The organism is Neptuniibacter sp. PT8_73 (assembly GCF_047778045.1).
In the GTDB taxonomy this organism is placed as follows: Bacteria; Pseudomonadota; Gammaproteobacteria; order Pseudomonadales; family Balneatricaceae; genus Neptuniibacter.
Genome location: NZ_CP180545.1, coordinates 3,217,028 through 3,242,866 on the forward strand (window position 1 = coordinate 3,217,028; position 25,839 = coordinate 3,242,866).

Below are 25,839 nucleotides of genomic sequence, written 5' to 3' on the forward strand. Positions count from 1 at the left end.
CGTCATCCTAACGGAACCTCACTATGACTCAGCACCTCTCTCCAACAATTGAATTGGCTAAAGACCTAATCAGCCGCCGCTCTGTAACACCTGAAGACGCAGGCTGTCAGGATCTAATGATTGAACGCTTAGAGGCCCTAGGCTTCAAAATTGAGCGCCTTCAATTTGAAGAGGTATCTAACTTCTGGGCTCGCCGTGGCGATTCCGGTCCAGTTTTCTGCTTTGCAGGTCATACTGACGTCGTTCCTTCTGGCCCTGAAGAGCGCTGGGAGTTTCCACCATTCGAAGCGCATATCGAACAAGGTATGCTTTGCGGTCGTGGCGCAGCAGATATGAAAGGCAGCCTAGCGGCATTCATTACCGCGCTAGAGCGCTTTGTAGAGCACCATCCAGATCACGATGGCTCTATCGCTCTACTGATCACCAGTGACGAAGAAGGTCCATGGGTGAATGGTACGACTCGTGTAGTTGACCACCTTGAAGCACGTAACGAAAAGATCACTTGGTGCATCGTTGGCGAACCATCAAGTACTGAGCACGTAGGCGATGTGATTAAAAACGGCCGTCGCGGCTCTCTAGGCGGCGCACTGACTGTTCGCGGTGTTCAAGGTCACGTTGCTTACCCACACCTAGTAAAAAATCCAATTCACATGGCTGCGCCTGCATTAGCAGAACTAGCGGCTGAAGTTTGGGATGAAGGTAACGACTTCTTCCCACCAACAAGCTTCCAGATCTCTAATATCAATGGCGGTACAGGCGTAACTAACGTTGTACCAGGTCATGTGGATATCATGTTCAACTTCCGCTTCTCTACAGAAGTAACTGCGGATGAACTAAAAACCCGTGTTCGCGACATCCTAGACAAGCACAACCTAGAGTGGGATATCGATTGGACGCTTTCTGGCAACCCATTCCTAACCGCTGAAGGCGATTTGGTTGAAGCATGTCAGCAATCGATTAAAGCAATCACAGGTCAGGATACTGAGCTATCCACGTCCGGTGGTACTTCTGATGGCCGCTTTATCGCACCTACTGGCGCACAAGTGGTTGAACTTGGCCCAATCAATGCGACTATCCACAAAGTGAACGAGCGCATCAGCTGCAAAGATCTAGATACCCTATCTGATCTTTACGAGAACGTTATGGCTCGCCTGCTGGTTAAGGACTAGTAATGCAACTCACTTGCCCTGTTTGTAAATCCTTGCTGGAACAGCAGGGCAAAAATATGCGCTGCGGAAACAATCACAGTTTCGACGCAGCGCGTCAGGGCTATTGGAATCTATTACTAGCCCACAAAAAGCGCTCTAAAGATCCGGGCGATAATACAGAGATGGTACAAGCCCGCCGTCAGTTTTTAGATGGCGGCCACTACCAAGCACTCTCCGGCCAGATCAATCAGCTTGCTTTAGACGAAATAAAAGGCACAGAGAACGCTCGCATTCTAGATATGGGCTGCGGTGAAGGTTATTACACAGACCGTCTCCACCAGCACCTGTTAGCCAACGGCCAATCTGTGGAGCTCACCGGCTTAGACATCTCCAAACATGCCGTCAAAGCAGCCTGTGCTCGAACTAAAGAGATTCAATGGTTAGTTGCTTCCGGTGCTGATACACCAGTGCCGGATCAATCGCTCGACCTTCAACTTGTGCTCTTTAGCCGCTTAATGCCTGAAGCACTGGCTAAACCAATGAAAGTTGGCAGCAGCTTAATTGTTGCTTGGCCGGGTGCCGATCATCTAATCGAACTACGCAAACTGATCTACAGTGAGATTAGAGAGAGCCACTTTAATCCGGTTGATACGCTAAAAGAGCAGTTTGAGCTATCTAAACAAGTAACAGTGAACTACCAATTTTCACTCAATAGCTCAGAGCAGATCAGCACTTTATTGGCGATGACCCCGCACGGCCAGCGTCTCAAAGCTGAAGCACAACAAAAAATCATCGACCAAGAACAGCTAGATCTCACCCTAGATGTTAATTTGGGCGTATTTACCCGCTTATGAAGCAAACCCTGAAACGCTGGCTAAAACATAGAGCCGACAACCCTCGCCAAAATTTAGTGATCTTTGGCATCGGCTTTGTCGCCTTCTTTGTCGGCGTGCTTATCCTAGGCGCTGCCGAATTTGCATTGAAAAGCTCAGTAGCTCAAGAGATTCTTGCCCTGATTGGCTTGATCATCATAGTGGCAGGGATCATACTGGCGGCCGTAGGTTATCTTAGCCTCAGCGTACTACGTATCATCCGTTTTATTAGCGACGACAAAAATGACTGACACCCGACACCCTGATATCGAAATCTACGTAAAGAATCGCTCTTTTGATTCAATCACTAATTGGCTTCAGTCACATGCCGACCAACTGGATATCATCTCCTCAAAAGGCAATATCCACGAGCTGAGCCTGCGCTTCGGTGATCACTCCGTACCCGTCATGATCCACGAAAAAGTGGCTGGCAAAGCATGGGCTAGCGTATGGCTTAAATCGGATAAGAGCCCTTGGGCGCAAGACCTAGACTGCGCACACGCAGCGTCCTCAGAGATGGATACACAAGTGCGAAGCATTGCTGGCGGCTGGAACGATGGTGATGATCCAGATGAATACTGGAAGGTAGAAGCGGGCGAAGCAGAAAAGATTCAGTGGCGTACTTAAGCGCCTAAATTAGAAATAAAATTAAGCTGCCGTACGGATCTGTGAACGGGAGCTTTCAATCTCATCGATCATCAATTGACCGGTCGACATCAACGCAACCTTAGCGTACTCATCCGACGATAACTGCTGCTGACGTGGCGTATTGCTATGGCTATGCAGATAGCCATTCACATAGGCAAAATCACCCACTAAACCGTCATGTACCGCCATATTCAGTCGCTCTACAACCTGACCATCATGTAACTCATTTGGATCAGGGTATTTGGACTGGGTTTCCGGTAAACGAAACTCTGCATCCGACGCAGCAGGCACAGCATCTGGCTTCATCAACTGCTGGTTAGAATGAATCAAACTCAGCAGCATAGAGAACTGCGCACCACTACCACTCTGAACCGCTTGGCTCAGATTGGAGGTATAGCCCTCTATTCGAGTTTGAATCTGTTCTGTACGCATAAAGCCTATCTACAACCGGAAGTAACAATCTAGTGTTGAAACTAGTGACGACTGTATCGGCAAAACGCTAAACTTCTTTACTGAAAATCACAGAAAAATTAGAGATCAAACCACCATGGGAAGATGGCGCCCACCACAACCTCGAAGTTCCAAGTACATTACAGCCGAAGGCTATAAAGAGCTGAACGACGAACTGAAATATCTTTGGAAGGTAAAACGTCCTGAAATTACCCAATCGGTAAAAGAAGCTGCCGCTCAAGGGGACCGCTCCGAGAACGCAGAATATATCTACGGTAAAAAGCAGCTGCGCGAAATTGACCGCCGCGTTCGTTACCTTTCCAAACGCTTAGAAGATATGGTGGTGGTAGACCGCGCTCCAGCACCAGATAAACGCGATACCGTATTTTTCGGCGCTTGGGTTACGCTGTTAGATGAAGAGGATGAGGAAAAACGCCACCGCATCGTCGGCCCTGATGAAATAGGCGCTGGCTCTGATTACATCTCTATGGATTCCCCCCTTGCAAAGTTATTGCTGAAAAAGCAGCTTGGCGAAGAAGTCTGTTTACAGAAACCTGATGGCAGCGAAGTTTGGTACGAGATAACTAAGATCGAGTACGCTTCATCTTGATCTAAAGCCTAAAGCGGCTCAGCCCACTCATCGCGCGTGATTGTAAACAATACGTGTTCGTACAGTGGGCTTTCCGATGGCACAGCAGGATGGTTGAAGTTTTCCCCTGTGTCCCGCAGACCCAAACGTGTCATTACCGCCTGAGAACGTAAGTTAGACACCGACGTAAACGACACCACCTCAGCAAGCTCCAACTCGACAAACGCAAACTCCAGCGCCTTCTTAGCCGCCTCAGTCGCGTAGCCCTTACCCCAAAACGCTTTACTTAATCGCCAACCCACCTCAACACAAGGCGTAAAAGGCAGCTCAACTAAAGGGCTATTCAAACCAACAAAACCAATAAATTGACCTGAACTTTTCTCCTCAACAGCCCATAAACCCCAACCATTCACATCGATACGACGCTGCAGCTCAGTCGCCAATGCATCACTCTCCTCACGAGACAGCGTACTTGGGAAATATTCCATCACCTCAGAGTCGGCATTGATCTGCTCAAAGAATGGCTTGGAATCGGAGTCTCGCCAAGAGCCCAGGGTAAGTCGTTCGGTAGATAATGTATGAATCATCGTTACATTGAGGTTTAAAAAACTTAGAAAAGCATGAATTAACTCGGAACTGTCCCGATAATAGATACCGCTAGAATGCATCCAGCGCCGTTACGAAAAGTTAAACTACTTATTAATTTATGTTCGAATTTAAAGCACCTTCCCAACTTGTGAAACCGGCAACATAAAATACAACGAAGCTGAACAGAATTGGTAATATGTAATTAGTCACAGCAGGTGTTAATAATAGAAACCTTAAAGCCCCTAGAGTAAGAGGGACTGCCAATTGGCTATATCGTATGTGTAATGAGTGATTACTTATTTGCTGCCCAAGATGTTCGTGATCACAGCCTTCTTGAAAATTTAACTTCCATCCATTTTTCTTTAGACTATAGAAATTTCCAGAATTACCTAAGTATTCATTCGAGCAGTAACCTTCAGCTATTTGATGAAGCTTTGGATTTACATACCGTTGTATTTCTCTTTCCCAAGTTTTGATAAACGAATCTCTTTCATCCTCTAAGAAATAAACAGCAAAACGATATAAAAAATAAATCCAAACAATCCATAGAAAGACAAAGAAAATTTGAGGATTGTTAAACCCTGAGAAATTAATACCCGCCACTGTCAAATTTGAAATTTGTACTTTTGCTAGGCATGAAAAGAGCAATATTCCGTTTACGATGTATAAGTTTCTTCTTTGTCTAATAAAGCTCTCTGTCATTCCTACTCCAATTTCAACTAACGCTTTATAAATATTGACTGTACAGGAAGCCCTCTGCACAACAGAGCCCTAAGCGCTTAATATGTGAATAACAAGTAAAAAAGGCAAGAAAACTAACGAGATAGAAAGTCATTGCCGTGTTTTTTTTATTAACAGAAGAATAGCTGAAGTATGTCAGACAACGGGTTTCAAGCAGAAATAACTCCAACACCAACGCTTTTTCTCTAGGCGAAGCCGTCCTCTAGCCACGCAGTGGCGTTCTAAAAGGCGAAGCCGATCTCTAGCCGCGAAGCGGCGTCCTAAACAGATTGAGACTTAAATTTCTGCTTCGCTTTATACATATCTTGGTCAGCAATACGTAAGAGCTCTTCAGCTGCACCTGCATCATCCGGAAAACAACTGACTCCAATACTGACACTGACTTTACGACTAGATAGTTGCTCTACAAAGAACGAGTTTTCTATGGCCTGGTGGATCTTATTGACAATGAAATTAGCTTCTTCCATGGAGTTTGTATCGACCAGCGCAGCAAACTCATCACCGCCAATTCGAGCAACGATATCTGTTTTTCTTAAACAAGAGATCAGGATTCTAGCTAACTCAATTAAGACCTTATCTCCAACCTCATGCCCAAAATTATCATTTATAGGCTTGAAGCTATTAAGATCGATATACAGTACCGCTATCTTTTTCAACTGACGCTCAGCGCGAATTAGAGCACTCTCTAATTTTGAATAGAATAGCCTTCTATTTGGCAGCTTAGTAAGGGGATCCTCATAAGCTTTTGCCAGCAACTCCTGAGCAACCTGAGTATGATCTTCTGGGTTTTGAAAAACCAAGACAAATCGATCAGCTAGTTTAGATTGAGCAGCAACCTTATGAAGCGAAGCAAAATAAGTACTATTTTTGTTGTCACAGAGCTCCCCGCTCCAATATTGATTAGTTCCTAAGCACTCTTCAAGGCTGCACTTGCCACCTGCAGCATCAAAAAAATAATCAAATACAGAACCCTCCGGCTTCTCATCTAAATCAAATGCCCTCTGAGCCGCTGAATTTGCAGCTAAAACTTCAGACTGAGCATTTAGAATAAAACAGGGGTTATTGGTCACCTCGAAGAATACCGAAGCTATTTGACGATTCTGCTCGGCCTGACTTTCAAACGTAACGTTAGTGCCAATACCCAAAACCCCATTTACTTCACCGTGTTCATTTACTAACGGCAGTTTATGCATATCCAGTAATCGGCGCCTACCATCTTCATAGGTAACCCATTCATCATCCCTGTGAGCCTTCCCGGTCTTCAAAACCTGAGCATCTATGCCCCGAACATAGCCTGCAGATTCCTTGGACATAAGGTCTGCATCTGTTTTTCCTAAGATTTCATTCAAAGGCTTATTAATAAACTCTTCAAAACTGCGGTTCACTACCTGGTATACACCCTCATTATCTTTGGCGAAGATAAAATCCGGTAGCGTATTAATTATGTTCTTAAGCAGAGTTCGTTCTTTTTTTAGAAGGGCACGTTCCCCTTCTAGTTTTTGGGTTGCATTCACTAGCTCAGTTATATCTCGGGCCACAACTGCCACGCCCAAGCCATCCGTTAAAGGACCGCTATAAACGGAATGTTTACTATGAATATGGAGGAGATTGCCCTCAGGGTCTGGTCTAGAAAATTGAAATTCAAAGGATTCCCCAGCCAACGTTCTATCTAATGCGGGCTTCAAAAAACCGTTGAATACTTCGTCACCATGAAGATCCCTAACGTGAGTACCTATAATCTCAGAAGCAGGCTGCTGAAACATAAGCTCATAGCCACGGCTTACTGCACGATAGATATAATGCTTATCTACGATAGAAACCGGATCATTTATATAGCTAAGAATCGATCCATCGATATCATTCAAGCTTGATGAGAGGGGCTTAGGATCAGTACCCATATGAAATATGGCCTATAGCAACTTACAAAATGAATATAACTGTATTTTTAGTTGTACCCTCAATAAATAAGGGTTACAAGATATAGTCCGCTTAAAGCCACGAAGGAAGGTGCTAACTGCTTTTATCTTGGTACATTTTGCTATCAGCCTGCTCCAGCCAATACTCAATCGCCTGATTACCAGCAAGCATCACACTACCAATACTGACACTTAGCTGATTTTCCTTAAGCCCCTGGCTAATTCGCTCAGCGATTTTATCTAAGTCAGCCTGCGACTCTGCGGCAGCGAGCACTACAAACTCATCACCAGACATACGCGCAGAGATATCATTCTCTCTGATAGAGCTTCGTATAGCTTCTGCAAGGCGCTTAAGCGCCTGATCGCCCGAACTATGACCCTGTTGATCATTTATCCCTTTAAGATCATCTAGATCCAAATAGAGCAAACCTAGAGCCATTCCAGTGCGTTTAGCAAGTACCGAATAATGCGTAGCGACAGACATAAATCCACGACGGTTATAGAGCCCTGTTAGCTCATCTGTCATTGCCAGGTTGGAAATCTCTTCATACTGAGAAAGGAGACGCAGATCAGCCTCGATCAGATCTCTAAACTCACTCACCAGATCTATGTATTCAGCGCGGTAATCTGTGGATTCAAAATCCATGACACAGATGGTTCCAAACGGCTCGCCTGATGGCCACTGCACCGGCAAACCTAGGTAGGAGCTAAAACCATCATTAGCAACTTCAGGGTTGGTATCCCAAGCAGAATCCTCTTGGGCATTTTTGACATATAGTTCATGCCCTTCCTGCACGACTTTTTTACAAAAAATGTTGGTATCCGGCGTAATCTCTACCCCAGCAGGGTATGGATTCGATTCCTGATCACTGGCAATCACTACCTGATAGCCTTTTGGGCGATACTGGACAATAAAGCCCGCAGGCGCTTGAAAGATTCGCGCCATCACATCCACTGTTTTCTGCCACTTATCCAATGGCACCAGATCATCCTTTTCCTCGATTACCCACTGGTCGGGATGCAACATAAAACCCTCTAGAGAAACAACTGTATAGAAACCACTCACTAACTTTAGCAGTTATTCAAGAAATAGAGTCCGAGCTGGATCAATAGTTCAGTAAATTTAGGATCGCCAATGATAGAGATTAACAAAGCAACCTCTAGGCGCAGCCGTCCTCTAGCCACGAAGTGGCGTCCTAAACGGCGAAGCCGTGCTGAATCTCAGGCATAAAAAAACCAGCTCAAGGCTGGATTCTTAAAGTGGTGGGCGTAAGGATTACCAATGCCCTTCGGGCCAGCGTCGCAAGCTCCCTTTTATTTAAGGGAATAGTTTTCTACAGGCTTCGCCTTCCGAGTCGAACCTTTAACGGTTCTCATCCTATACGACAAAAAGGCGCAACTATCTTACTAATAGCAAGTAAAAAACTGAGTACAAATTAAGGAAAGTGGTGGGTCGTATAGGATTACTAATGCCCTGCGGGCCAGCGTCGCAGGCTCCGCTGTTTTCTCTGGGCTCCGCCCGCCGAATCGAACCTTTAACGGTTCTCATCCTATACAATGAGTATCTTTTGAGCATAAAAAAACCAGCTCAAGGCTGGATTCTTAAAGTGGTGGGTCGTATAGGATTCGAACCTATGACCAATTGGTTAAAAGCCAACTGCTCTACCGACTGAGCTAACGACCCACATAAGATTGCGAAAGAATTTCGCTAAAGAAGTTTAAGAGTGGTGGGTCGTATAGGATTCGAACCTATGACCAATTGGTTAAAAGCCAACTGCTCTACCGACTGAGCTAACGACCCAACTCTTAATATGGCTCCCTGAGCTGGACTCGAACCAGCGACCAATAGATTAACAGTCTACTGCTCTACCAACTGAGCTATCAGGGAACTGCTGTTCCAGTAAATGGCGGAGGGATAGGGATTCGAACCCTAGGGCCCTCTCGGACCGCTGGTTTTCAAGACCAGTGCTTTCGACCACTCAGCCATCCCTCCGCAGGAACGGCGCGTATATTATCGTAATGAGTTTTTGTGTCAACTAATTACGTACTGTTTTTTCAAAAAAACTGATTATTTCTCAAAGTTTTTTTCATATCTGGAAATTCGACCAAAGATTAACCAGAAACGATTAAAAAACAACCGGATAAACACGCCTCACCGGATTTCTACAAACTACATATTTGGATAATTTGGTCCGCCCATACCTTCTGGGACTACCCACTTAATATTTTGGGCCGGATCTTTAATATCGCAGGTCTTACAGTGTAGACAATTTTGCGAGTTTATTTGGAATCTTTGTCCCTGTTCATCCTCAACCACTTCATACACTCCCGCAGGGCAATATCGCTGCGCAGGTTCGGCATAAGTCGATAGGTTTGAACCTAAAGGAATGCTTTCATCTTGCAGCTGAAGATGACAAGGCTGATCTTCTTCATGGTTAGTATTGGAGAGGAACACTGAACTTAGCTTATCAAAGCTTATTTCACCATCCGGTTTTGGATAACTAATCTCTTTACACTCAGAGGCAGGTTTCAGTTGTGCGTAGTCTGCATGAGTATCGTGCAGCGTAAATGGAATTTTGCCGCCAAAAATATTCTGATCGATGTAGTTAAAGGCTCCACCTAGCAATGGACCAAACTTATGCATCGCAGGGCCAAAGTTACGTGAGCGGAATAATTCGTCATACAACCAAGAGGATTCAAACTTCTGCGCATAACCGCTCAGCTCTTTACCACCCTCACCGGACTGAGTTAGCTCATCGAAAATCGCTTCTGCAGCCAACATGCCCGACTTCATTGCCGTATGCGTACCCTTAATCTTAGAGAAGTTAAGCGTACCGGCATTACAACCAGCGATAATGCCGCCTGGGAAGGTCATTTTAGGCAGAGCATTAAAGCCGCCTTTTGTGATAGCCCTAGCACCATAGGAAACTCGCTTACCGCCCTCTAAGTACTGCTTTAAAACGGGATGATGTTTCATACGCTGAAACTCATCAAACGGGCTTAAATATGGATTGGAGTAATTCAGATCGATAATCAAGCCAACAACCACTTGATTACCCTCTGTGTGATAGAGGAAGAAACCGCCACTCGCGCCATCACTCAATGGCCAGCCTGAGCCATGCACAACTAAACCGGACTTATGCTTATCAGGATCAATATCCCACAGCTCTTTAATACCCAAGCCATAATGTTGAGCATCAGCGTCGGCTGCTAGATCAAAGCGCTCTATCAGCTCTTTACCTAAATGCCCACGGCAGCCTTCTGAGAACACCGTGTATTTAGCATGCAGTTCCATACCCGGCATATAACTATCTTTCTGCTCACCAGACTCAGTTAGTCCCATATCACCGGTAGCCACGCCTTTTACACTGCCATCTTCATGGTAGAGAACTTCTGCAGCGGCAAAACCAGGGAAAATTTCCACTCCAAGCTGCTCTGCTTGCTCTGCCAGCCAACGACATAAATTTCCCAAACTGACGATATAGTTGCCGTCGTTATGCATAGTTTTAGGAACCAGCATGTTTGGCACTTGGGTCGCTTTTTGCTCATCTTTGAGCATAAAGATTTGATCTTCGGTCACCGGCGTATTTAACGGTGCACCCTGCTCTTTCCAATCAGGGAACAGTTCATCTAGAGCGCGAGATTCAATGACTGCGCCCGATAATATATGTGCTCCAACTTCAGAACCTTTTTCTACCACACAAACGGTTAGTTCTTTTTCCGCTTCTTGAGCTTGCTGCATCAAACGGCAAGCTGTGGATAATCCAGCAGGACCTGCTCCAACGATGACTACATCAAACTCCATCGATTCACGCGCCATATCACTCATAACTCACCTCTCTCACCTATATGGCGTCTACTTAAAACTGCTCTTCAGAAAGCTGCATCACCGCATCACCACCCGCCATGACTGCGCTCAACAGACCTGACGTACGTGGTAGCAACTGCTCTACATAAAAGCGTGTCGATACTATTTTGCTTTCTAAGAATGGTTGATCACTTTCAGGATCATTTAGCTTAGTTTGGGCGATGCTGGCTGATTTAACCGATAACCAGCCACCACAAAGATAACCAAGTAGCATCATAAAGCTGACACTGGCTGCACCTGCTGCAGCTGAATCTTTACTCGCAATTTCCAATACCCATTTTTTAGCTTCGTCTGCATGCGTAAGGGCATCACGGGTCGCGCTTACTAGGTCTTGCAGTTCAGGTTCGGAGATCTGATCAAGATCGCTAGCAATTTCGCTCAGTAGATCAGTGAGTGCAGCACCACTATCTACCAAGGTTTTTCGACCGATCAGGTCTAAAGCCTGAATACCGGTAGTACCTTCATAAATCGTCAAGATACGGGCATCGCGGTAGTGCTGTGCAGCGCCTGTTTCTTCGATAAAGCCCATACCGCCGTGCACTTGCACCGCAAGATAGGTCATCTCTTGCGCTAACTCTGTTACCCAGCCTTTAACAATCGGTGTCAGAAGATCAGTTCGCGCCTGATGTTTAGCGCGTTGTTCACTATCTTGAGCATGCTGACAAAGATCACTTTCGGCGCGAGCAACATAAGTTAATGCGCGCATAGCTTGAATACCTGATTTCATCTGCAACAACATGCGGCGAACATCAGGGTGCTTCATAATCGTAACGCGAGAACCATCGCTCAAGGTGCCTTGAACACGATCTTTGGCATATTCCAACGCCTGTTGATAAGCACGTTCCGAGATAGCTAAACCTTGCAGGCCTACGCCTTGGCGCGCATCGTTCATCATCGTAAACATGCAAGCAAGACCATTATTTTCCTCACCGACCAAGTAACCAATGGCACCGCCGTTATCACCAAAGCTCATCACGCAGGTAGGACTGCCGTGGATACCGAGCTTGTGCTCCAGCGCCACAGCCGAGGCATCGTTACGTTGATCAGTTACTTGGCCGTTTTCATCCAACAAAAATTTAGGCACAACAAAGAGAGAGATCCCTTTTACACCGGCCGGGGCATCAGGCAAGCGTGCTAATACCAGATGAACGATATTCTCAGTCATCTGATGGTCGCCCCAGGTTATAAAGATCTTTTGGCCAGTAATTCGGTAGTGATCACCTTCTGGTACAGCACGAGTTTTCAGGGCTGCCAAGTCGGTACCAGCATCAGGTTCGGTTAAGTTCATGGTGCCCGTCCACTCACCGCTGATCAGCTTAGGCAGGTAGTGCTGCTGTAGCTGTTCGCTACCATGAGTTTCTAGCGCTTCAATCGCGCCCTGAGTCAGCAGAGGACATAAAGCCCAAGCCAAGTTAGAGGACTGCCACACTTCGTTAACCGCGACAGATAGTGCATTAGGCAGCCCTTGGCCGCCAAACTCAGGGTTAGCCGCTAGCGATGGCCAGCCACCCTGACAAAACTGTTGGTAAGCATCAGAAAAACCGGGCGTTTCCTGCACTTGGTTATCAACTAATTTTGCACCTTGCTGATCACCAACAACATTTAGAGGAGCAAGCTGTTCCGTGCCTAGCTTAGAAGCCTCATCTAAAACCGCTTCAGCCAAACCTTCAGCAAATTCTTCTAGACCTGCTGAATGACAAATCTGTTCTAACCCCACCAGTTCATTCAAGACAAAAACACCATCCTGATACGGGTATCGATAATCGCTCATTGTATAACTTGCTCCGTCTTAGCCTGCTTACCGCTTAGATCGGCTCAGGCTTTTTATTGTAATAACTCGACGTTAATTCACATTGGGAAATGCTATTAACATAATCGTTCCAGCGCCCACATCCAGCAATAACATTTCGCACCTCAATAACTAACAAAAACGTTCTCAAGACAAAAAAGGCCCTATAAATAGGGCCAATCTAAAGCATTAAGAGTCAGCTAATTGCTGGCAATAGCTATCACTGCGCCGATATTCTCCAGGGGTCATACCGGTCCATTTTTTGAATGACCTAAAGAAAGCCGAGGGTTCTTCAAATCCCATCAACCCTGCAACATCATTGATCGATAACTGTGGGGAATTCATATAGTTAAGCGCAGCCAACTTGCGACACTCGTCTTTGATCTTTTGATAAGAAGTATCTTCTTCTAACAACCTACGTCGCAGTGTCGATACTGACATATGCAGTCGATACGCCACCTCTTCAGCACTTGGCAGATCCTGACTAAAGTCCTTACCAATCAAAGCCACTACTTGGGACTTCAAACTGGTGTCATCATCCACCATCACTATCAACTGATAAGGGGCAGTTTTTAAGAAACTACGCAAAGTTTCAGGCGTTTGAACAATCGGAAAATCCAAATAGCGTGCAGGAAAAACAATGGCATTATCATGCTGATCGAATTTAACTTCTGACTGAAAAAGGGTTTTGTATTGCGCCACATCATCTGGCTCAGCAAAGGAAAAATAGGCTGCTTTAAGCTCTAACCTTTTACCAATCAACCAACACAAAAAGTGCTGCCACATCGATAGTGAGGTTCGAATACGCCCTGGAATTTCGTCTTTTAAAATCTCTTCCATAGAGACTTCAGCCGCGTCGGTTGTGGTAAACGAAACCTTGGCAAAACGTCCTTTGCGTACCAGATAGGGTTTAACTTTTGTGCCGCGACAGATCTCATGAAAATCACTGGCACGGTAGATCGCTTTCTCAAGCGTTGTACAGTGAATCAAGCAATGACACATCATGCGGAAGGTACCATTTGGCACCTTACCACCACTCAACATTCCGAAATATTCGTCTTGCGCGATGTAATAGATACGTTGATAGAGCAAGCCAAATTTATCCGCTGGAAACTCAGTTTGGTTACCAATTTCAGCCGGATCGATCCCGACATGGGTCAGCAGCTGTTCAACACTGAAGCCTTGCTCTTCAACTAATTGCAATAAGTGACGGACGTACCCTGCAGGTACGGTTATTTTACGCTCCATGATTCTCTAACCTATTTTGTTCTTATTTTTTGATGAAACGCACTTCCCTTTCTTATTCATGAACTATTATGTTAATAATTTCAAGCCAACGAACTATTTTGTTAATAACTTTGCCCTCAATTGTTATTGAGAGATTTCATTAACCCAGTGAACATGGATAGTGTTAAAGATTCTGTAACTACTCTGTAGAGCCCGTTTTATAAACCTACAGGGTAGAAGCAATGGATTTAGATAGAAAACAAAATTTGCGCCTTAAAAAAATAACAACGCTAGGTGAACGAAATGGCAACAAAAAACCGGATTTTGCGTCGCAGCAAAAAACCATCCTCGGTGTTTACGCGCCAACTACTGCCGTTACTGATTGGTAGTGCAGTAGGCATAAATCAGGCTCAAGCAATTGAATTTAATCTGGGTGATATTGAAGGTCGTTTTGACTCTCAGATATCAATGGGAGCCAGTTGGCGTATGGATGACGCTGACCAAAATCTGATTTCGGTCCCCAATGGAGGATTAAGCTCTGGCTCTGGTAGTTACGACGATGGCAACCAGAATTTCGATAAAGGAGAAACCTTTTCTCAGATCGTAAAAGGTATCCACGACCTCGAACTTAGTTACGAAAATATGGGTGTATTTGCCCGCGCAAAATACTGGTATGACGCAGAACTTGCCGGCGGGTCCCGTCCGCACGGTCACGCTGCAAATCTTTATTCGCCTGATGCAGATCTAGAAGATTCAGGCTTTAATGATTTTTCCAAATTCTCCGGCTTTGAAGTACTCGATGCCTATTGGTATGGCGGATTTGATATTGGCGATAAACCATTAGATGTGCGTATCGGTAGACAGGTAGTTAACTGGGGTGAAAGCACCTTTGTTCAGGGCGGTTTAAATTCCATCAATCCGATTGATGTTAACGCTTTCCGTCGTCCTGGCGCCGAAGTAAAAGAAGGCCTACTCCCTGTAAATATGGCTTTTGCATCTTTCGGTCTAACAGATAATTTGAGTATTGAAGGCTTCTATCAGCTTGAATGGGAACCTACCGCTGTAGATGGTTGCGGTACTTACTTTTCAAATATCGACTTTGCCGCCGAAGGCTGTAATGGCATCCGAGTTCCTCTCCCCCTTACCGATCAACAATATTACAATCCGTCAATCTCAGGTCCTTCTATAGGTTTTGACCCTGTAATTTATCGTGACGAGGAAGGCCGCAGAGAAGCGGATGATGATGGCCAGTTTGGTTTCTCTGCTCGCTATTTCGCTGAGAACCTCAACAACACCGAGTTTGGACTTTACTTTGCCAAGTATCATAGTCGTTTACCGGTCACTAGTGCCGTAAATACAAGCACAGATGCTGCTACGTTTGGTGCAACGGCGACAGCAGCAGGTACTGCGGCCGGAAACGCAGCTGCGGCAGCAGTATTAGGAGCTGGAGGAAGCCTTGCCGATGCGCAAGCAGCAGGGGCAGCTGCGGCAGCTCAAGCAGGGCAACTTGCAGGAATTAGTACCCTTGTAGATACAACCTACTTTACAAGTTATCCAGAAGATATCGAGATGATTGGTTTAAGTTTTAACACCAATATCGGCGATATTGCCTGGTCAGGTGAAATTAGCCACAAACGTGATGTGCCAATTCAGATCAATGGCCCCCTACTGGTCGCAGCTATTTTACAACAACATGCAGGTGGTTCAGGAAATACTGCAGCAGATGCATTAGTAGCTGATGCGGGACAAAACGGGACTATTTATGGCTATAGCGAGCTTGATGTAACCCAAGTTCAAACTAGCTTTGTCAAATTCTACGATCAAGTACTCGGCGCTAGTCGCTTAACCATGGTGGGTGAATTAGCTTGGACGCACGTACACGGCTTGGACGAGAGTGCCAACGCGCTTAAATACGGCCGTAACGGTGCATTTGGCTATGCTGCAGGCGATACCGATGGTTTCGTAACTCAAGACTCTTACGGTTACGTTTTGCGTGCTAACCTGAACTATCCAAACGCTTTTGCCGGTGTAAACCTAACACCACAAATCAGCTTTAAGCACGGTTTAGAAGGTTATGGCCCTCAACCAGGTGCAGCATTTAATGAAGATGAGAAAACACTTGGTTTGAGCCTGACCGCTGATTACCTGAATAAATACCGTGTTCAGCTTTCTTATACCGACTTCTTCGGTGGAGATTTTAACTCTATTGAAGACCGTGATTTCCTATCAATTAGCGCGTCCGTTTCTTTCTAAGATCAGCAGATAAATGGAGATATACACTATGTTCAATACCAAAAAACTTCTGCTGAGTTCGGCGATTCTTTTTGCCTCGGCAAGCGTTTATGCCGCAACGCCTGAGCAGGTAGCTCAATTGGGCAATCAACTGACTCCTATCGGTGCGGAAAAAGCGGGTAATGCAGCAGGTACGATTCCGGCATGGACCGGTGGTTTAGAAAGTGGTTCTGATCGATACAGCAATCCGTTTGCAAGCGAAAAGCCACTATTCACAATCACTGCTGCCAATGCTGATCAGTACAAGAATAATCTTACACCCGGCCAGATGGCGATGTTGAAGAAGTATGCTGATAGTTACTCGATCCCTGTGTACCCAACCCATCGAACAGCCGCATTACCAGCAGATGTTTATGCTGCAGCAAAACAGAATGCATCCAGCGCAGAACTAACCGATGGTGGCAATGGCCTATCAGGCTTTGAAACGGCAATTCCTTTCCCAATCCCAGAAAACGGTTTAGAAGTTATCTGGAACCATATGACTCGCTATCGTGGTGGTGCATTGGAAAGGACGTTTGTGCAAGTACCTGTGCAAGCTAACGGCAATTTTACAGCTGTAAAAATTAACGAAAAGATGTCTTGGCCGAGCGCTTTAGAAGGCGGTTCTGACGCTAAAAAAGATGACAACATCCTGTTCTACTTTGTACAGCGAGTTAAAGCACCGTCTCGCCTAACCGGCAACGTGCTACTCGTTCATGAAACGATGAATCAGATTGCACAACCTCGTCAGGCTTGGACTTACAATGCAGGTCAACGTCGTGTTCGTCGCGCGCCACAAATAGCATATGACGCACCGGGCACTGCCAGTGATGGACAACGTACGACCGATAACCTCGACCTCTTCAACGGTGCACCAGATCGCTACGAATGGAACCTTGTTGGCAAACAGGAGCTTTATATTCCATACAACAGCTTCAAGCTAGCTGATCGTGGATTAAAGTATGAAGATATCCTTCAACCTGGCCATATGAATCCAGAACTAACGCGTTACGAACTTCATCGCGTGTGGAAAGTAGAAGCAACGCTTAAAGATGGTGAACGTCACATCTACGCTAAGCGTACGTTCTACATCGATGAAGATAGCTGGCAGATTGCGGTAGTCGATCACTACGACGGTCGTGGTGAACTATGGCGCGTAGGTGAATCCCACCAATTCCAATACCGTGATGTAAATGTGCCTTGGCTTACTGCTGAAGCGCTCTATGATCTTCAATCTGGTCGTTACCTTGTGGGTAGTTTGACCAACGAAGAAGGTAATGGATTCGACTTTAGCCAACGCTTTAAACATAAAGATTTTACCCCGCAGGCGATCCGCCGCATGGGTAAATAAACCCGGTCCATGCAAGCAAGTAGCGTAAACGAATAATCCTATCTTATTCTGATACGCAGAAAGCCTCCTTTTTAAGGAGGCTTTTTTCGTTTTAGAGCTTTTATATTGCGCGATGGACTAGGATAATACTGTGCTTAGCAGCGATGCTGCTCCATCTACTCATTATCGAAAGGTTTTCCCATGGCCGCTATCGGCAAATACAACACTCTGGAAGTAATCAAAGAGAAAGATTTTGGCGTTTATCTGGATGCAGGTGAACTAGGCGAAATACTTCTACCTAAACGTTACTGTCCAGAAGATTTAGAAGTCGGCGACAGCATCCGCGTATTTATCTATCTAGATACCGACGATTATCTGATCGCGACCACGGAAACTCCGAAAGCCATTGTCGATGAGTTTGCTATGCTGCCAGTATCTGAGATAAACGATGTAGGCGCATTTTTAGATTGGGGCCTTCCCAAAGATGTATTACTGCCTTACAGCGAGCAGAAGAACCGCCCTGTTGAGGTAGGTAAACGCTACCTAGTCCGTCTATATCTAGACAAGAACACCAACCGTATTGTGGCATCCACCAAGATAGATAAATTTTTGGATAAGACCCCTGCTAGCTACAAAGCGGGAGAAGAGGTGCAGCTGGTCATTGCAAATCGTACTGACCTAGGCCAAAAGGCGATTGTTAACCACGAGCACTGGGGCCTGATCTTCCGTAGCGATGTATTGAAAACGGTTTACCCTGGCCAAAAATTTAAAGGTTACATCAAAGAAGTACGCGCGGACGGCAAGATTAACCTTTCCATGCAAAAGCCGGGATACAGCAAGGTGGTTGATACCGCTCAACAGATCCTAGATATGATGGATGAGCAGGAAGGCTTTATCACCATCAACGACAAATCATCCCCAGAAATTATTTACAAACACTTTGGGATTAGTAAAAAAGCTTTCAAAATGGCGGTTGGCGCTTTGTTAAAACAGGGCAAAATCACCATTGAGCCCGGCGGCTTACGCTTAAAGGATTAAACGCCTCTTAATAAAAAATAAGAGAAAATGAAAAAGCCGTAGCAGATCTGCTACGGCTTTTTTGTTTCTCCTGTTCATCCGTAATTTTTCTAAAAACGTCGGCTTATCCCTTCAACCACGCTTCAAGGTCATCAGCACCTCCAATCAATTCACCATCGATGAAGATCTGCGGCGTTGTACCATGGCCTGAAACCGCTTGTAGCGTGCTGAAACTCACTCCATGGCTACCTAGCTCAATCGCTTCGTACTTGTAACCACTGTCAGTTAGCGCTTTTTTAGCACGTGTGCAGTGAGGGCAACCCGGCTTGCTCAATACTGTTACACGTTTTGGCTGTTCCGCTTGCGGATTGATGTAATCCAACATGGTGTCTGCATCAGATACTTCAAACGGGTCGCCTGGAAGATCAGCCTCAATAAACATCTTATCGATCACACCATCTTTCACTAGCATGGAGTAACGCCAAGAACGCTTACCAAAACCTAGGTTGTCTTTATCAACCAACATATCCATCGCGTCACTGAACTCACCGTTACCGTCTGGGATAAAAGTAATATTGTCTGCATGCTGATCTTCAGCCCAAGCGTTCATTACAAATGTATCGTTTACTGATAGACAGATAATGTCATCAATACCATTTGCTGCGAATACCGGCGCAAGTTCATTGTAGCGAGGCAAATGCGTGCTAGAACATGTTGGTGTAAATGCACCTGGTAGTGCGAATACGATTACGTTCTTACCTTTGAAAAGTTCTTCAGTCGTTACATCAACCCACTCATTCCCCTGACGAGTGTGAAAAGTAACTGCTGGGATATTCTTACCTTCGCTATTCTGTAGCATGACTTATTCCTCTATGCGTCGCGTCTGGATGACTTGCGTTTCGTTAGAGTTAATATAGGCAAAATCGTTGAATAAAAATAATTAAACAAAACTAATCGACCGATAGCCCAAAGCTATAGATTGATTTTCGGTTTAATAATTAAGAGTGAATCTCTATAGGAAGGTATTCCAAGAATTGATCAAAGGGTACTGGACGCCCAAGAAAATACCCCTGCACATAATCACAACCAAACTCGCGAAGCATATCTAGCTGTTGCTGGTTTTCAACACCCTCAGCCACTACTTTGATACCTAGGGTTTGACCCATTTTAATGATTACTTCGACCAACGTTCGGTCCTGCTCGTCGTCTAAAAGATCGATAACGAAGCTACGATCAATCTTGAGGTAATCCGCGGGATAGTGACGAAGGTAGTTAATCGCCGAATACCCCGTACCAAAATCATCGATAGAGAAAGCAATACCTTGTTCACGCAAACGTTTGATCTTATCTAACTGACTATCGCCACCTTCCATCAATAAGGACTCGGTAATCTCAAATACCAGATTGCTGTGATCCACAGCATGATTATCGATAATCTGTAACCAACGCTTATCAGCGTCCTTCGGGAAGAATTCTGCTACAGAACGGTTAATCGATATCTGCATATCGATACCTACCTGCTTGAACTTGTCAGACAGATGACATGCTTCATCTAAGATCCATTCACCTAGACTACGGATAGCACCGGTCTGTTCTGCAACTGGTATAAACTCTGCAGGTGACACAACACCTTTAGCTGGGTGAATCCAACGCACAAGCGCCTCGCATTTAGCAATTTCTTGCGTTCCTAAAGCAACAATCGGCTGTAAATAGAGCTCAAACTGTCCTTCACGCAAACCTGCCAATATTTCGTTATGCGTCTGAACATGCTGTTTTACTTCCTGACTCAACGCGTCATTAAAGAAGAATATTCTGTTTTTACCCGCACGTTTTGCTGCGTACATCGCACGGTCAGCATTCTGTAGTAGCGGCTGCATGCTTTGACCATCTTCGGGATACATAGCGATACCTAAACTATGAGTAACCGAGAGGTACTGGCCGTCAATTAGATAAGGCTCACCTAGCTCCATCTGCAGCTTTTCGGCGAGCAACTCTGCCTGAGTTGCCGATTCGATATCACGTAGAATGATAACGAACTCATCACCCGCTAAACGCGCGAGAAGATCATCACTACGAACAATACTCCTCATACGACCAGCAAAAAGGCGTAACAGCTCATCACCGGTATGATGTCCCCAGTTATCATTTACCTCTTTAAAGTAATCAAGATCGATAAAGAACAGCGCAAACATGTGATTATGACGTTGATGGTCATAAATCATTGCTTGAAGCTGCTGACTGAAGTGGTAACGATTCGACAGACCCGTTAAAGCATCGTAGTTGGCACGATAGTTCGCTGTTTCAATCGCTTGCAGTTTTTCACGATAATTTATAGCAATTAAATAAGTACCCATCGCCAAAACAAAGCTGACCAACAAGCTAATCAACCAATAACCCAGAACTTGCCTGTTTTTAACCTGCCATCCACCTTTCGGATACGCAGCTAACTGCCAACGCCCCAATGGCAATATGACATCGACCGTGACCGCATCAGGATGGAAAGTTTCCTTATTACCAAAGAACACTGCACCATCAACACCTAAGCCATCACTACCTCTGAGCGCTATATCATTGCCCCAAAGGCGAATATCAATCCCTGCTTTTTGCAATAAATCTTCATCATCGATCACCGCAGAAACTATACCCCAAAGCATGTTTCGATCTTCGCCTATAAACACAGGCACTCTTGCTATTAGGGCTGTGCCTCCTTGAATAAGGTTTACCGGGCCGGAAAGGATAATGTCATTGCGCTTGATCGATTCCATTACAGCAGGCAACTGATCAGGAAGCTCTCTATAATCAAGCCCTAACGCGGCTTCATTACCTTTGAAGGGGTGGATATTAGTGATCACTAAACCCGGCGCTAAGGCAATATGCCTGATACTGAGTTTTGTCTGGAGATACTCTTCAACAAGGCGAGAAAATTCACCCTGATTGATATCAGAATTGATTGCGACCTCGGCTCGTAGCCCTCGTAAAACCACGAGGTGAGCATTGACTTCACCCTCTAAGCGGGCCCCTAAGGTCAAGAGGTTTACAAATGCTTGCTGTTTTATATTTTCGCGAATACGCTCAAATTCATGGCTCACAAAGAAAGCCGACACCAGCATCACCACACCAAAGACAATCGCAGAAAACGCGAAAGGCTTTTGTGTTAGCGACTTTAAAATCCGGTGCATCATGAGTAATACAAGCTCTCTATACAATCAAATAATCACGCTTTAGTGAGACGCGACTATTCAGCAGACATTATAAGACCTTAGTTATACAGCTTTACCGCCGCATAATAAATAGATTAAAGCTGACTGATATAACGTCAGCAATCATATTTGAACGACCACTCACATTGCAAGTTAATTAACATTTTCAAATAGTTAGGTATCAACGACCTCATGCTCTGTTTCAGCTGCGGCATACAACAAGCAATCACTCAGGGCGATATCAGGCCTTGTAGTAATCATAAAGAGCTTCAGCGGCTGAGCTGTGACAAGCAGGTTACCTTTAATCTCAAAGAAGCGAGCGAAAACATCCGCTCCCTCAGCATCGTGAACTTTCAAATTCTGCTGGCAAGTCCCTCCCCCTAACCAAGCGATTAAAGTGCCACGCTCCACTGCGCCAAAATTAAATTCATCTAAATGTGTGGGTACAGTCAGATCGGTCCCGATCACATAACTATCTGCAAAAGCGATTATCGTTTCCGGTCGCAGCTCTAAGCGAACTGGCTGGCGGTAAAGATCTAGATGGTGACCATGCTCTAACTGCATCACCTCCTCTTGATAGAGAAACTTTTGTAAGCCTTGCCACGCAATTTGATTGGCTGTGTGGTCTTTTGCTCCGCCACACTCGATTGTTGCAACTGGACAACGACGCGTACTACGCTCCATCAACGCGCCTAATCGCAGATCAGTGACTACCAAACGCTCGCTAAAAAGAGAAACGAGTGCTTCATGCGCTTCACTGACATAGGTCACCACACCAAAATCAGGACTGTGCCCTGAAGTGTTATGGATATCGAGGATGCACTCGGGCTGATAATCTTCAAACAGTTCTAAGATCTCTTCGGCAAGCTGTCCCGGCTCATCCGTAAAAGGCGGGAAGAAACAACGGTTCATATCCCGCTGCCCTGGATATACGCGGTTTTTATACATAGGTTCCAAAATAGCTGCAGGAACAGAGGGTATAAAACAAAGCAGATTAAACAGCGGCTTTTGCTCCTTCTTTAACCATTTATGCAGTGCATTCAGGCCAGAGGGTTCATTTCCATGCAATAGGGTCACTAAACCACGGGTACGTTCGCTCCGCTCCCCTTCGACATAGATCATCACCGCTTCGCCCATCTCTTTTAAGAACGCTTCTGGGCTTTCCAATAGTTGCTCAGAAGTAGGATTTATCAACGTTCTCATACCCTATGCCCTTCCATATAAAGCACCTCTACAATAGCTACCATCTCACTACTGGTTCATTAGTGGCCGACAACGTCATATAACGCTGCACCATCTGAGTAAGCGCTTGCTTGTGATTTAATTTTTTATATAACCGCTGGTATTCACGCAATTGCCAGAAGGCTCCTGTGATACCTGTATCAACGCGCTCTTTAATCACAGCTAGATAATGATCCCGTTCTTGCGGATCAATCTCCAAGGCATTTAACCCAGTATAAGCAACGGGCAGTAGCTCCTGAACGATCTCAGCAATACTTAACTTTTTAAGCCCACCTGCCTGGCTTAACACCGGCCACATTAGCTCCGCCTGCAGACCTTTTTCAGCTGCCAAATAAAAGTTCTTAACCAGCACACTAAATGGCATTGCAGGGATAATTTCATCCATCTGCTCCTGCAGTCCTTTGGCAACTCCTAATGCAAAAGCTGCATTCGCGGCCATATCACAAGGCGTCGGCCCAGCGGGTAAAGCCCTAAGCTCAATCCGCAAATGCCCTCCCTCTTTGTGATCATAAACTGGCCTATTCCAAGGCCAGACCGTACCGGCATGAAGGCATAACTCTTGTAATGTAGCGACATCACCATTTTTTATGATCTCTAGGGTATCTTCGTCACCAATTACCGGCAGTATCGGCTCATGTAGATGCACCATCTCTGCAAATAGCTCATAAGCCCCCTCACGAACCCAACCGTTACCAAAATCGACACGGGAAGGGATGCCTCGATCACACTCTTCATGGGAGCGCCCATCTATCGCCTGTCTAAACAAGGGAATGCGTGTCTCATGCCATAATTTATGCCCCAACATAAACGGTGAGTTCGCCGCCAAAGCAACTACTACAGGTGTAACGAGCTGAAGGGCATTAAACGTACAAGCAAAACGCTCTGGGCTGACACGAAAATGAACCTGCATGGAGCTATTCGCTCCTTCCAAAGAAACATCTCGAGAACGCAGTGAAATAGGAGGATCACCTTCTATCTTGATACAGAACATTCTGCCCCGCAGCTTTTGTAGCGCTTGGGTCAACGCGTAAAAACGTGATTCATCGGTGAGCGCTTTTAAACCAAAATCACTGCGCTTTAACGTCGGTAAAATACCTATGGGCAACGCTTGCCCTTGTTCCGCAGCCAAATGATGATTTATTAATTCGATGGCACTGACCATCTCCTGTTCCATCTGACTGAACGGAGTGCCAGCCGCGCCAACCGGCTTTAAGTTGTATTCGAGATTAAAGCGATTCAACTCCAGCGCTAGTTGCTTATGGCCGCTACGATCAATCACTTCGCGATTTAAACTTAGCGGCCTTGCATGCTGATCTACCAGATATAACTCCAGCTCAGCGCCTAAGGATGAAGGCCCACAACCAAAACCGGGCCGATGCAACATCGACTTCAGCCCGTCTAGATTTTCCATTAAACGCGTTCTGAATTGGCTGTAAGCCTGCTCACTAAATTTATGAGAACTAATTTCTTGTCCCATAAGCCCCTTCAGGAAAAGTTCATTCAATCCCTTTAAGATTAGCTAGCTCTGCCCATTCCTACCAATCTGAACCGATTAGCACCAAATTTATGAAGATATTAGGAAATTCGCAGATGAAAGCGTTTAGGGTAAAATCAAAGAAACCATCAGATTGAGCTGATAATTTTCAATGTCCGTAGAAAAAATTGCCTGCCACTGCTGTGACCTGATTCAGGAGATCCCTGATCTATCACCCGGATTAAAAGCACACTGCCGACGTTGTGGACATCAACTGACAGCGAAAGTACCCAACAGTATTGATCGTGCTATCGCGTTTGCCATTAGCGCACTGATTTTTCTATTTCTATCGCTGCCATTTCCGTTTTTAGCCTTTCAATCCCAAGGACGCGAACAGGAAGTCTCTCTAGCACAGAGCGGGTTCGACCTACTTCAGTTAGGTTTCCCCATACTGGCCTTATTACTGCTCTGCTTTATTATTTTGATTCCTGCCCTGCTGCTGAGTGCTTACTTGGCCATTCTTATTCCGTTAAAGCTCAAGCATAGTCGGCGTTGGATGTATCAAGTCACGCGGCTACTGTTTACCCTGCATCCTTGGGGCATGGCGGAAGTTTTTCTTATCGGCGTGTTGGTAAGTTTGGTTAAAATCGCGGGGATGGCGGATTTAGTCATAGGGATGTCGTTTTGGGCTTACGTGCTATTTGCGATCTGCCTAATTGCAACAATCACCTCCGTCGACAAATTGCAGTTGTGGCATCAACTAGATCACTGCGCTGGGATTGAACGCACAAAAATACAAGTGTCAGAAGGCAGTGCTTTAAAGCAAGACATGATCAGTTGTCATCATTGTGATCTGCTCCACCCAACGGATACACAAAATTGCCGACGCTGTGAAAGTAAACTGCATCCACGCATTCCCTACAGCATGCAGAAAACTTGGGCGTACTTAATTACTGCCGTGATTCTCTATCTACCGGCAAATATCTATCCAATCATGAATACCACCCTATTAGGTTCGGAAGATCCCAGCACTATTATGGGCGGAGTGGTTTTGCTCTGGCAGCATGGTTCTTACCCAATCGCACTGGTGGTCTTTATCGCTAGTGTTTTGGTTCCGATTGCTAAAATGCTAATGATCTTTTGGCTAGCTTATAGTGTCCAAGCAGGACATCAGCACAAATTAACTGAACGGATGTGGATGTATCGCATCACTGAACTGATTGGTCGCTGGTCGATGATCGATGTCTTCGTCGTCGCGGTTTTAGTTGCACTGGTACAATTAGGCGGGCTAGTCAGTATCCAACCCGGCATTGCTACCATCGCTTTCGCCAGCGTGGTGATTTTAACTATGTTATCGGCGATCAGCTTTGACCCCCGCTTAATATGGGATAACCTGAGTGACACAGAAATACGCGCCATCAATCATGGACAAGAACCTCTGACCGACTTAATGGACGACGCAACTTAAT

The 25,839-nt window shown here is 45.5% G+C and carries 21 protein-coding genes, 4 tRNA genes and 1 other RNA gene; 9 read left to right on the forward strand and 17 right to left on the reverse strand.

All coding sequences use genetic code 11. The annotated features are described in order from the left end of the window. Nucleotides 1–23 precede the first annotated feature (23 nt). From dapE to ACMXYN_RS14605, 4 genes are read left to right on the forward strand one after another with little or no spacing between them, the layout of a single operon-like run. Complete coding sequence (gene dapE, locus ACMXYN_RS14590) at nt 24–1,169, forward strand: succinyl-diaminopimelate desuccinylase (RefSeq protein ID WP_415885714.1); 1,146 nt, start codon at nt 24–26, stop codon at nt 1,167–1,169. Between the two features lie 2 nt (nt 1,170–1,171). Further along, nucleotides 1,172–2,002: a putative RNA methyltransferase gene (locus tag ACMXYN_RS14595; protein WP_415892459.1), complete on the forward strand. Its 831-nt coding sequence runs from the start codon at nt 1,172–1,174 to the stop codon at nt 2,000–2,002. Further along, the gene (locus ACMXYN_RS14600; protein WP_415892460.1) at nt 1,999–2,271 is read left to right on the forward strand and encodes a hypothetical protein; all 273 of its coding nucleotides are present in this window, start codon (nt 1,999–2,001) and stop codon (nt 2,269–2,271) included. Before ACMXYN_RS14595 ends, ACMXYN_RS14600 begins: the two co-directional genes overlap by 4 nt. Further along, a complete protein-coding gene (locus ACMXYN_RS14605; RefSeq protein WP_415885718.1) occupies nt 2,264–2,647 on the forward strand; it encodes a hypothetical protein in 384 nt (127 codons plus the stop codon). Before ACMXYN_RS14600 ends, ACMXYN_RS14605 begins: the two co-directional genes overlap by 8 nt. Before the next feature lie 21 nt (nt 2,648–2,668). Here the strand turns inward: ACMXYN_RS14605 and ACMXYN_RS14610 are convergent, their stop codons facing one another. Next, nucleotides 2,669–3,100: a hypothetical protein gene (locus ACMXYN_RS14610; RefSeq protein WP_415882347.1), complete on the reverse strand. Its 432-nt coding sequence runs from the start codon at nt 3,098–3,100 to the stop codon at nt 2,669–2,671. 115 nt (nt 3,101–3,215) lie between these two features. On the opposite strand from ACMXYN_RS14610, the gene greB reads away from it, so the two are divergent. Beyond that, nucleotides 3,216–3,728, forward strand: coding sequence for a transcription elongation factor GreB (gene greB, locus ACMXYN_RS14615; protein ID WP_415885720.1), 513 nt, complete (start codon nt 3,216–3,218; stop codon nt 3,726–3,728). An 8-nt stretch (nt 3,729–3,736) separates the two neighbouring features. Here greB and ACMXYN_RS14620 read toward each other — a convergent pair whose 3' ends face one another. The 12 genes from ACMXYN_RS14620 to ACMXYN_RS14675 all read right to left on the reverse strand — a co-directional run bounded on the left by ACMXYN_RS14620 (nt 3,737) and on the right by ACMXYN_RS14675 (nt 13,857). Next, nucleotides 3,737–4,375 (reverse strand): GNAT family N-acetyltransferase, encoded by a 639-nt coding sequence (locus tag ACMXYN_RS14620; protein WP_415892461.1) that lies wholly within the window; start codon nt 4,373–4,375, stop codon nt 3,737–3,739. Between the two features lie 31 nt (nt 4,376–4,406). Next, a complete protein-coding gene (locus ACMXYN_RS14625) occupies nt 4,407–4,997 on the reverse strand; it encodes a hypothetical protein (RefSeq protein ID WP_415892462.1) in 591 nt (196 codons plus the stop codon). A gap of 299 nt (nt 4,998–5,296) precedes the next feature. Then, on the reverse strand, nt 5,297–6,934 hold the full coding sequence (locus ACMXYN_RS14630; RefSeq protein ID WP_415892463.1) for a sensor domain-containing diguanylate cyclase: 1,638 nt from the start codon (nt 6,932–6,934) through the stop codon (nt 5,297–5,299). Nucleotides 6,935–7,046: 112 nt separating this feature from the next. Continuing rightward, nucleotides 7,047–7,979 carry a diguanylate cyclase gene (locus tag ACMXYN_RS14635; RefSeq protein ID WP_415892464.1) on the reverse strand — a complete coding sequence of 311 codons (933 nt, stop codon included), beginning with the start codon at nt 7,977–7,979 and terminating at the stop codon, nt 7,047–7,049. A 419-nt stretch (nt 7,980–8,398) separates the two neighbouring features. After that, nucleotides 8,399–8,522: non-coding RNA, RtT sRNA (locus ACMXYN_RS14640), on the reverse strand. 38 nt (nt 8,523–8,560) lie between these two features. Beyond that, nucleotides 8,561–8,636, reverse strand: a tRNA-Lys gene (locus ACMXYN_RS14645). Between the two features lie 41 nt (nt 8,637–8,677). Beyond that, a tRNA-Lys gene (locus tag ACMXYN_RS14650) sits at nt 8,678–8,753 on the reverse strand. A gap of 11 nt (nt 8,754–8,764) precedes the next feature. Further along, nucleotides 8,765–8,840: transfer RNA gene (locus ACMXYN_RS14655), tRNA-Asn, on the reverse strand. 17 nt (nt 8,841–8,857) lie between these two features. Beyond that, nucleotides 8,858–8,945, reverse strand: a tRNA-Ser gene (locus ACMXYN_RS14660). Between the two features lie 177 nt (nt 8,946–9,122). Further along, nucleotides 9,123–10,772, reverse strand: a complete 1,650-nt coding sequence (locus ACMXYN_RS14665) for an electron transfer flavoprotein-ubiquinone oxidoreductase (RefSeq protein WP_415894502.1) — start codon at nt 10,770–10,772, stop codon at nt 9,123–9,125. 40 nt (nt 10,773–10,812) lie between these two features. Continuing rightward, entirely contained in the window at nt 10,813–12,591 is a 1,779-nt protein-coding gene (locus ACMXYN_RS14670) for an acyl-CoA dehydrogenase (RefSeq protein WP_415892465.1), read from the reverse strand. Nucleotides 12,592–12,798: 207 nt separating this feature from the next. Continuing rightward, nucleotides 12,799–13,857 carry an AraC family transcriptional regulator gene (locus ACMXYN_RS14675; RefSeq protein WP_415882356.1) on the reverse strand — a complete coding sequence of 353 codons (1,059 nt, stop codon included), beginning with the start codon at nt 13,855–13,857 and terminating at the stop codon, nt 12,799–12,801. A gap of 282 nt (nt 13,858–14,139) precedes the next feature. Between ACMXYN_RS14675 and ACMXYN_RS14680 the strand changes: the two genes are divergently transcribed. The 3 genes from ACMXYN_RS14680 to ACMXYN_RS14690 all read left to right on the forward strand — a co-directional run bounded on the left by ACMXYN_RS14680 (nt 14,140) and on the right by ACMXYN_RS14690 (nt 18,475). Continuing rightward, nucleotides 14,140–16,089, forward strand: a complete 1,950-nt coding sequence (locus ACMXYN_RS14680; RefSeq protein ID WP_415892466.1) for a DUF1302 domain-containing protein — start codon at nt 14,140–14,142, stop codon at nt 16,087–16,089. Between the two features lie 28 nt (nt 16,090–16,117). Further along, nucleotides 16,118–17,458: a DUF1329 domain-containing protein gene (locus ACMXYN_RS14685; RefSeq protein ID WP_415892467.1), complete on the forward strand. Its 1,341-nt coding sequence runs from the start codon at nt 16,118–16,120 to the stop codon at nt 17,456–17,458. A gap of 180 nt (nt 17,459–17,638) precedes the next feature. After that, entirely contained in the window at nt 17,639–18,475 is an 837-nt protein-coding gene (locus tag ACMXYN_RS14690) for a S1 RNA-binding domain-containing protein (protein WP_415892468.1), read from the forward strand. Between the two features lie 103 nt (nt 18,476–18,578). Here the strand turns inward: ACMXYN_RS14690 and ACMXYN_RS14695 are convergent, their stop codons facing one another. The 4 genes from ACMXYN_RS14695 to ACMXYN_RS14710 form a co-directional block, all read right to left on the reverse strand. Beyond that, nucleotides 18,579–19,313, reverse strand: a complete 735-nt coding sequence (locus ACMXYN_RS14695; protein ID WP_415892469.1) for a glutathione peroxidase — start codon at nt 19,311–19,313, stop codon at nt 18,579–18,581. 139 nt (nt 19,314–19,452) lie between these two features. Beyond that, nucleotides 19,453–21,636: a putative bifunctional diguanylate cyclase/phosphodiesterase gene (locus ACMXYN_RS14700; protein ID WP_415892470.1), complete on the reverse strand. Its 2,184-nt coding sequence runs from the start codon at nt 21,634–21,636 to the stop codon at nt 19,453–19,455. A 192-nt stretch (nt 21,637–21,828) separates the two neighbouring features. Continuing rightward, the gene (locus tag ACMXYN_RS14705) at nt 21,829–22,857 is read right to left on the reverse strand and encodes a succinylglutamate desuccinylase/aspartoacylase family protein (RefSeq protein ID WP_415892471.1); all 1,029 of its coding nucleotides are present in this window, start codon (nt 22,855–22,857) and stop codon (nt 21,829–21,831) included. Nucleotides 22,858–22,894: 37 nt separating this feature from the next. Next, nucleotides 22,895–24,373, reverse strand: coding sequence for a glutamate-cysteine ligase family protein (locus ACMXYN_RS14710; RefSeq protein ID WP_415892472.1), 1,479 nt, complete (start codon nt 24,371–24,373; stop codon nt 22,895–22,897). 169 nt (nt 24,374–24,542) lie between these two features. On the opposite strand from ACMXYN_RS14710, the gene ACMXYN_RS14715 reads away from it, so the two are divergent. Further along, entirely contained in the window at nt 24,543–25,838 is a 1,296-nt protein-coding gene (locus ACMXYN_RS14715; protein WP_415892474.1) for a PqiA/YebS family transporter subunit, read from the forward strand. Nucleotide 25,839: the final 1 nt, after the last annotated feature.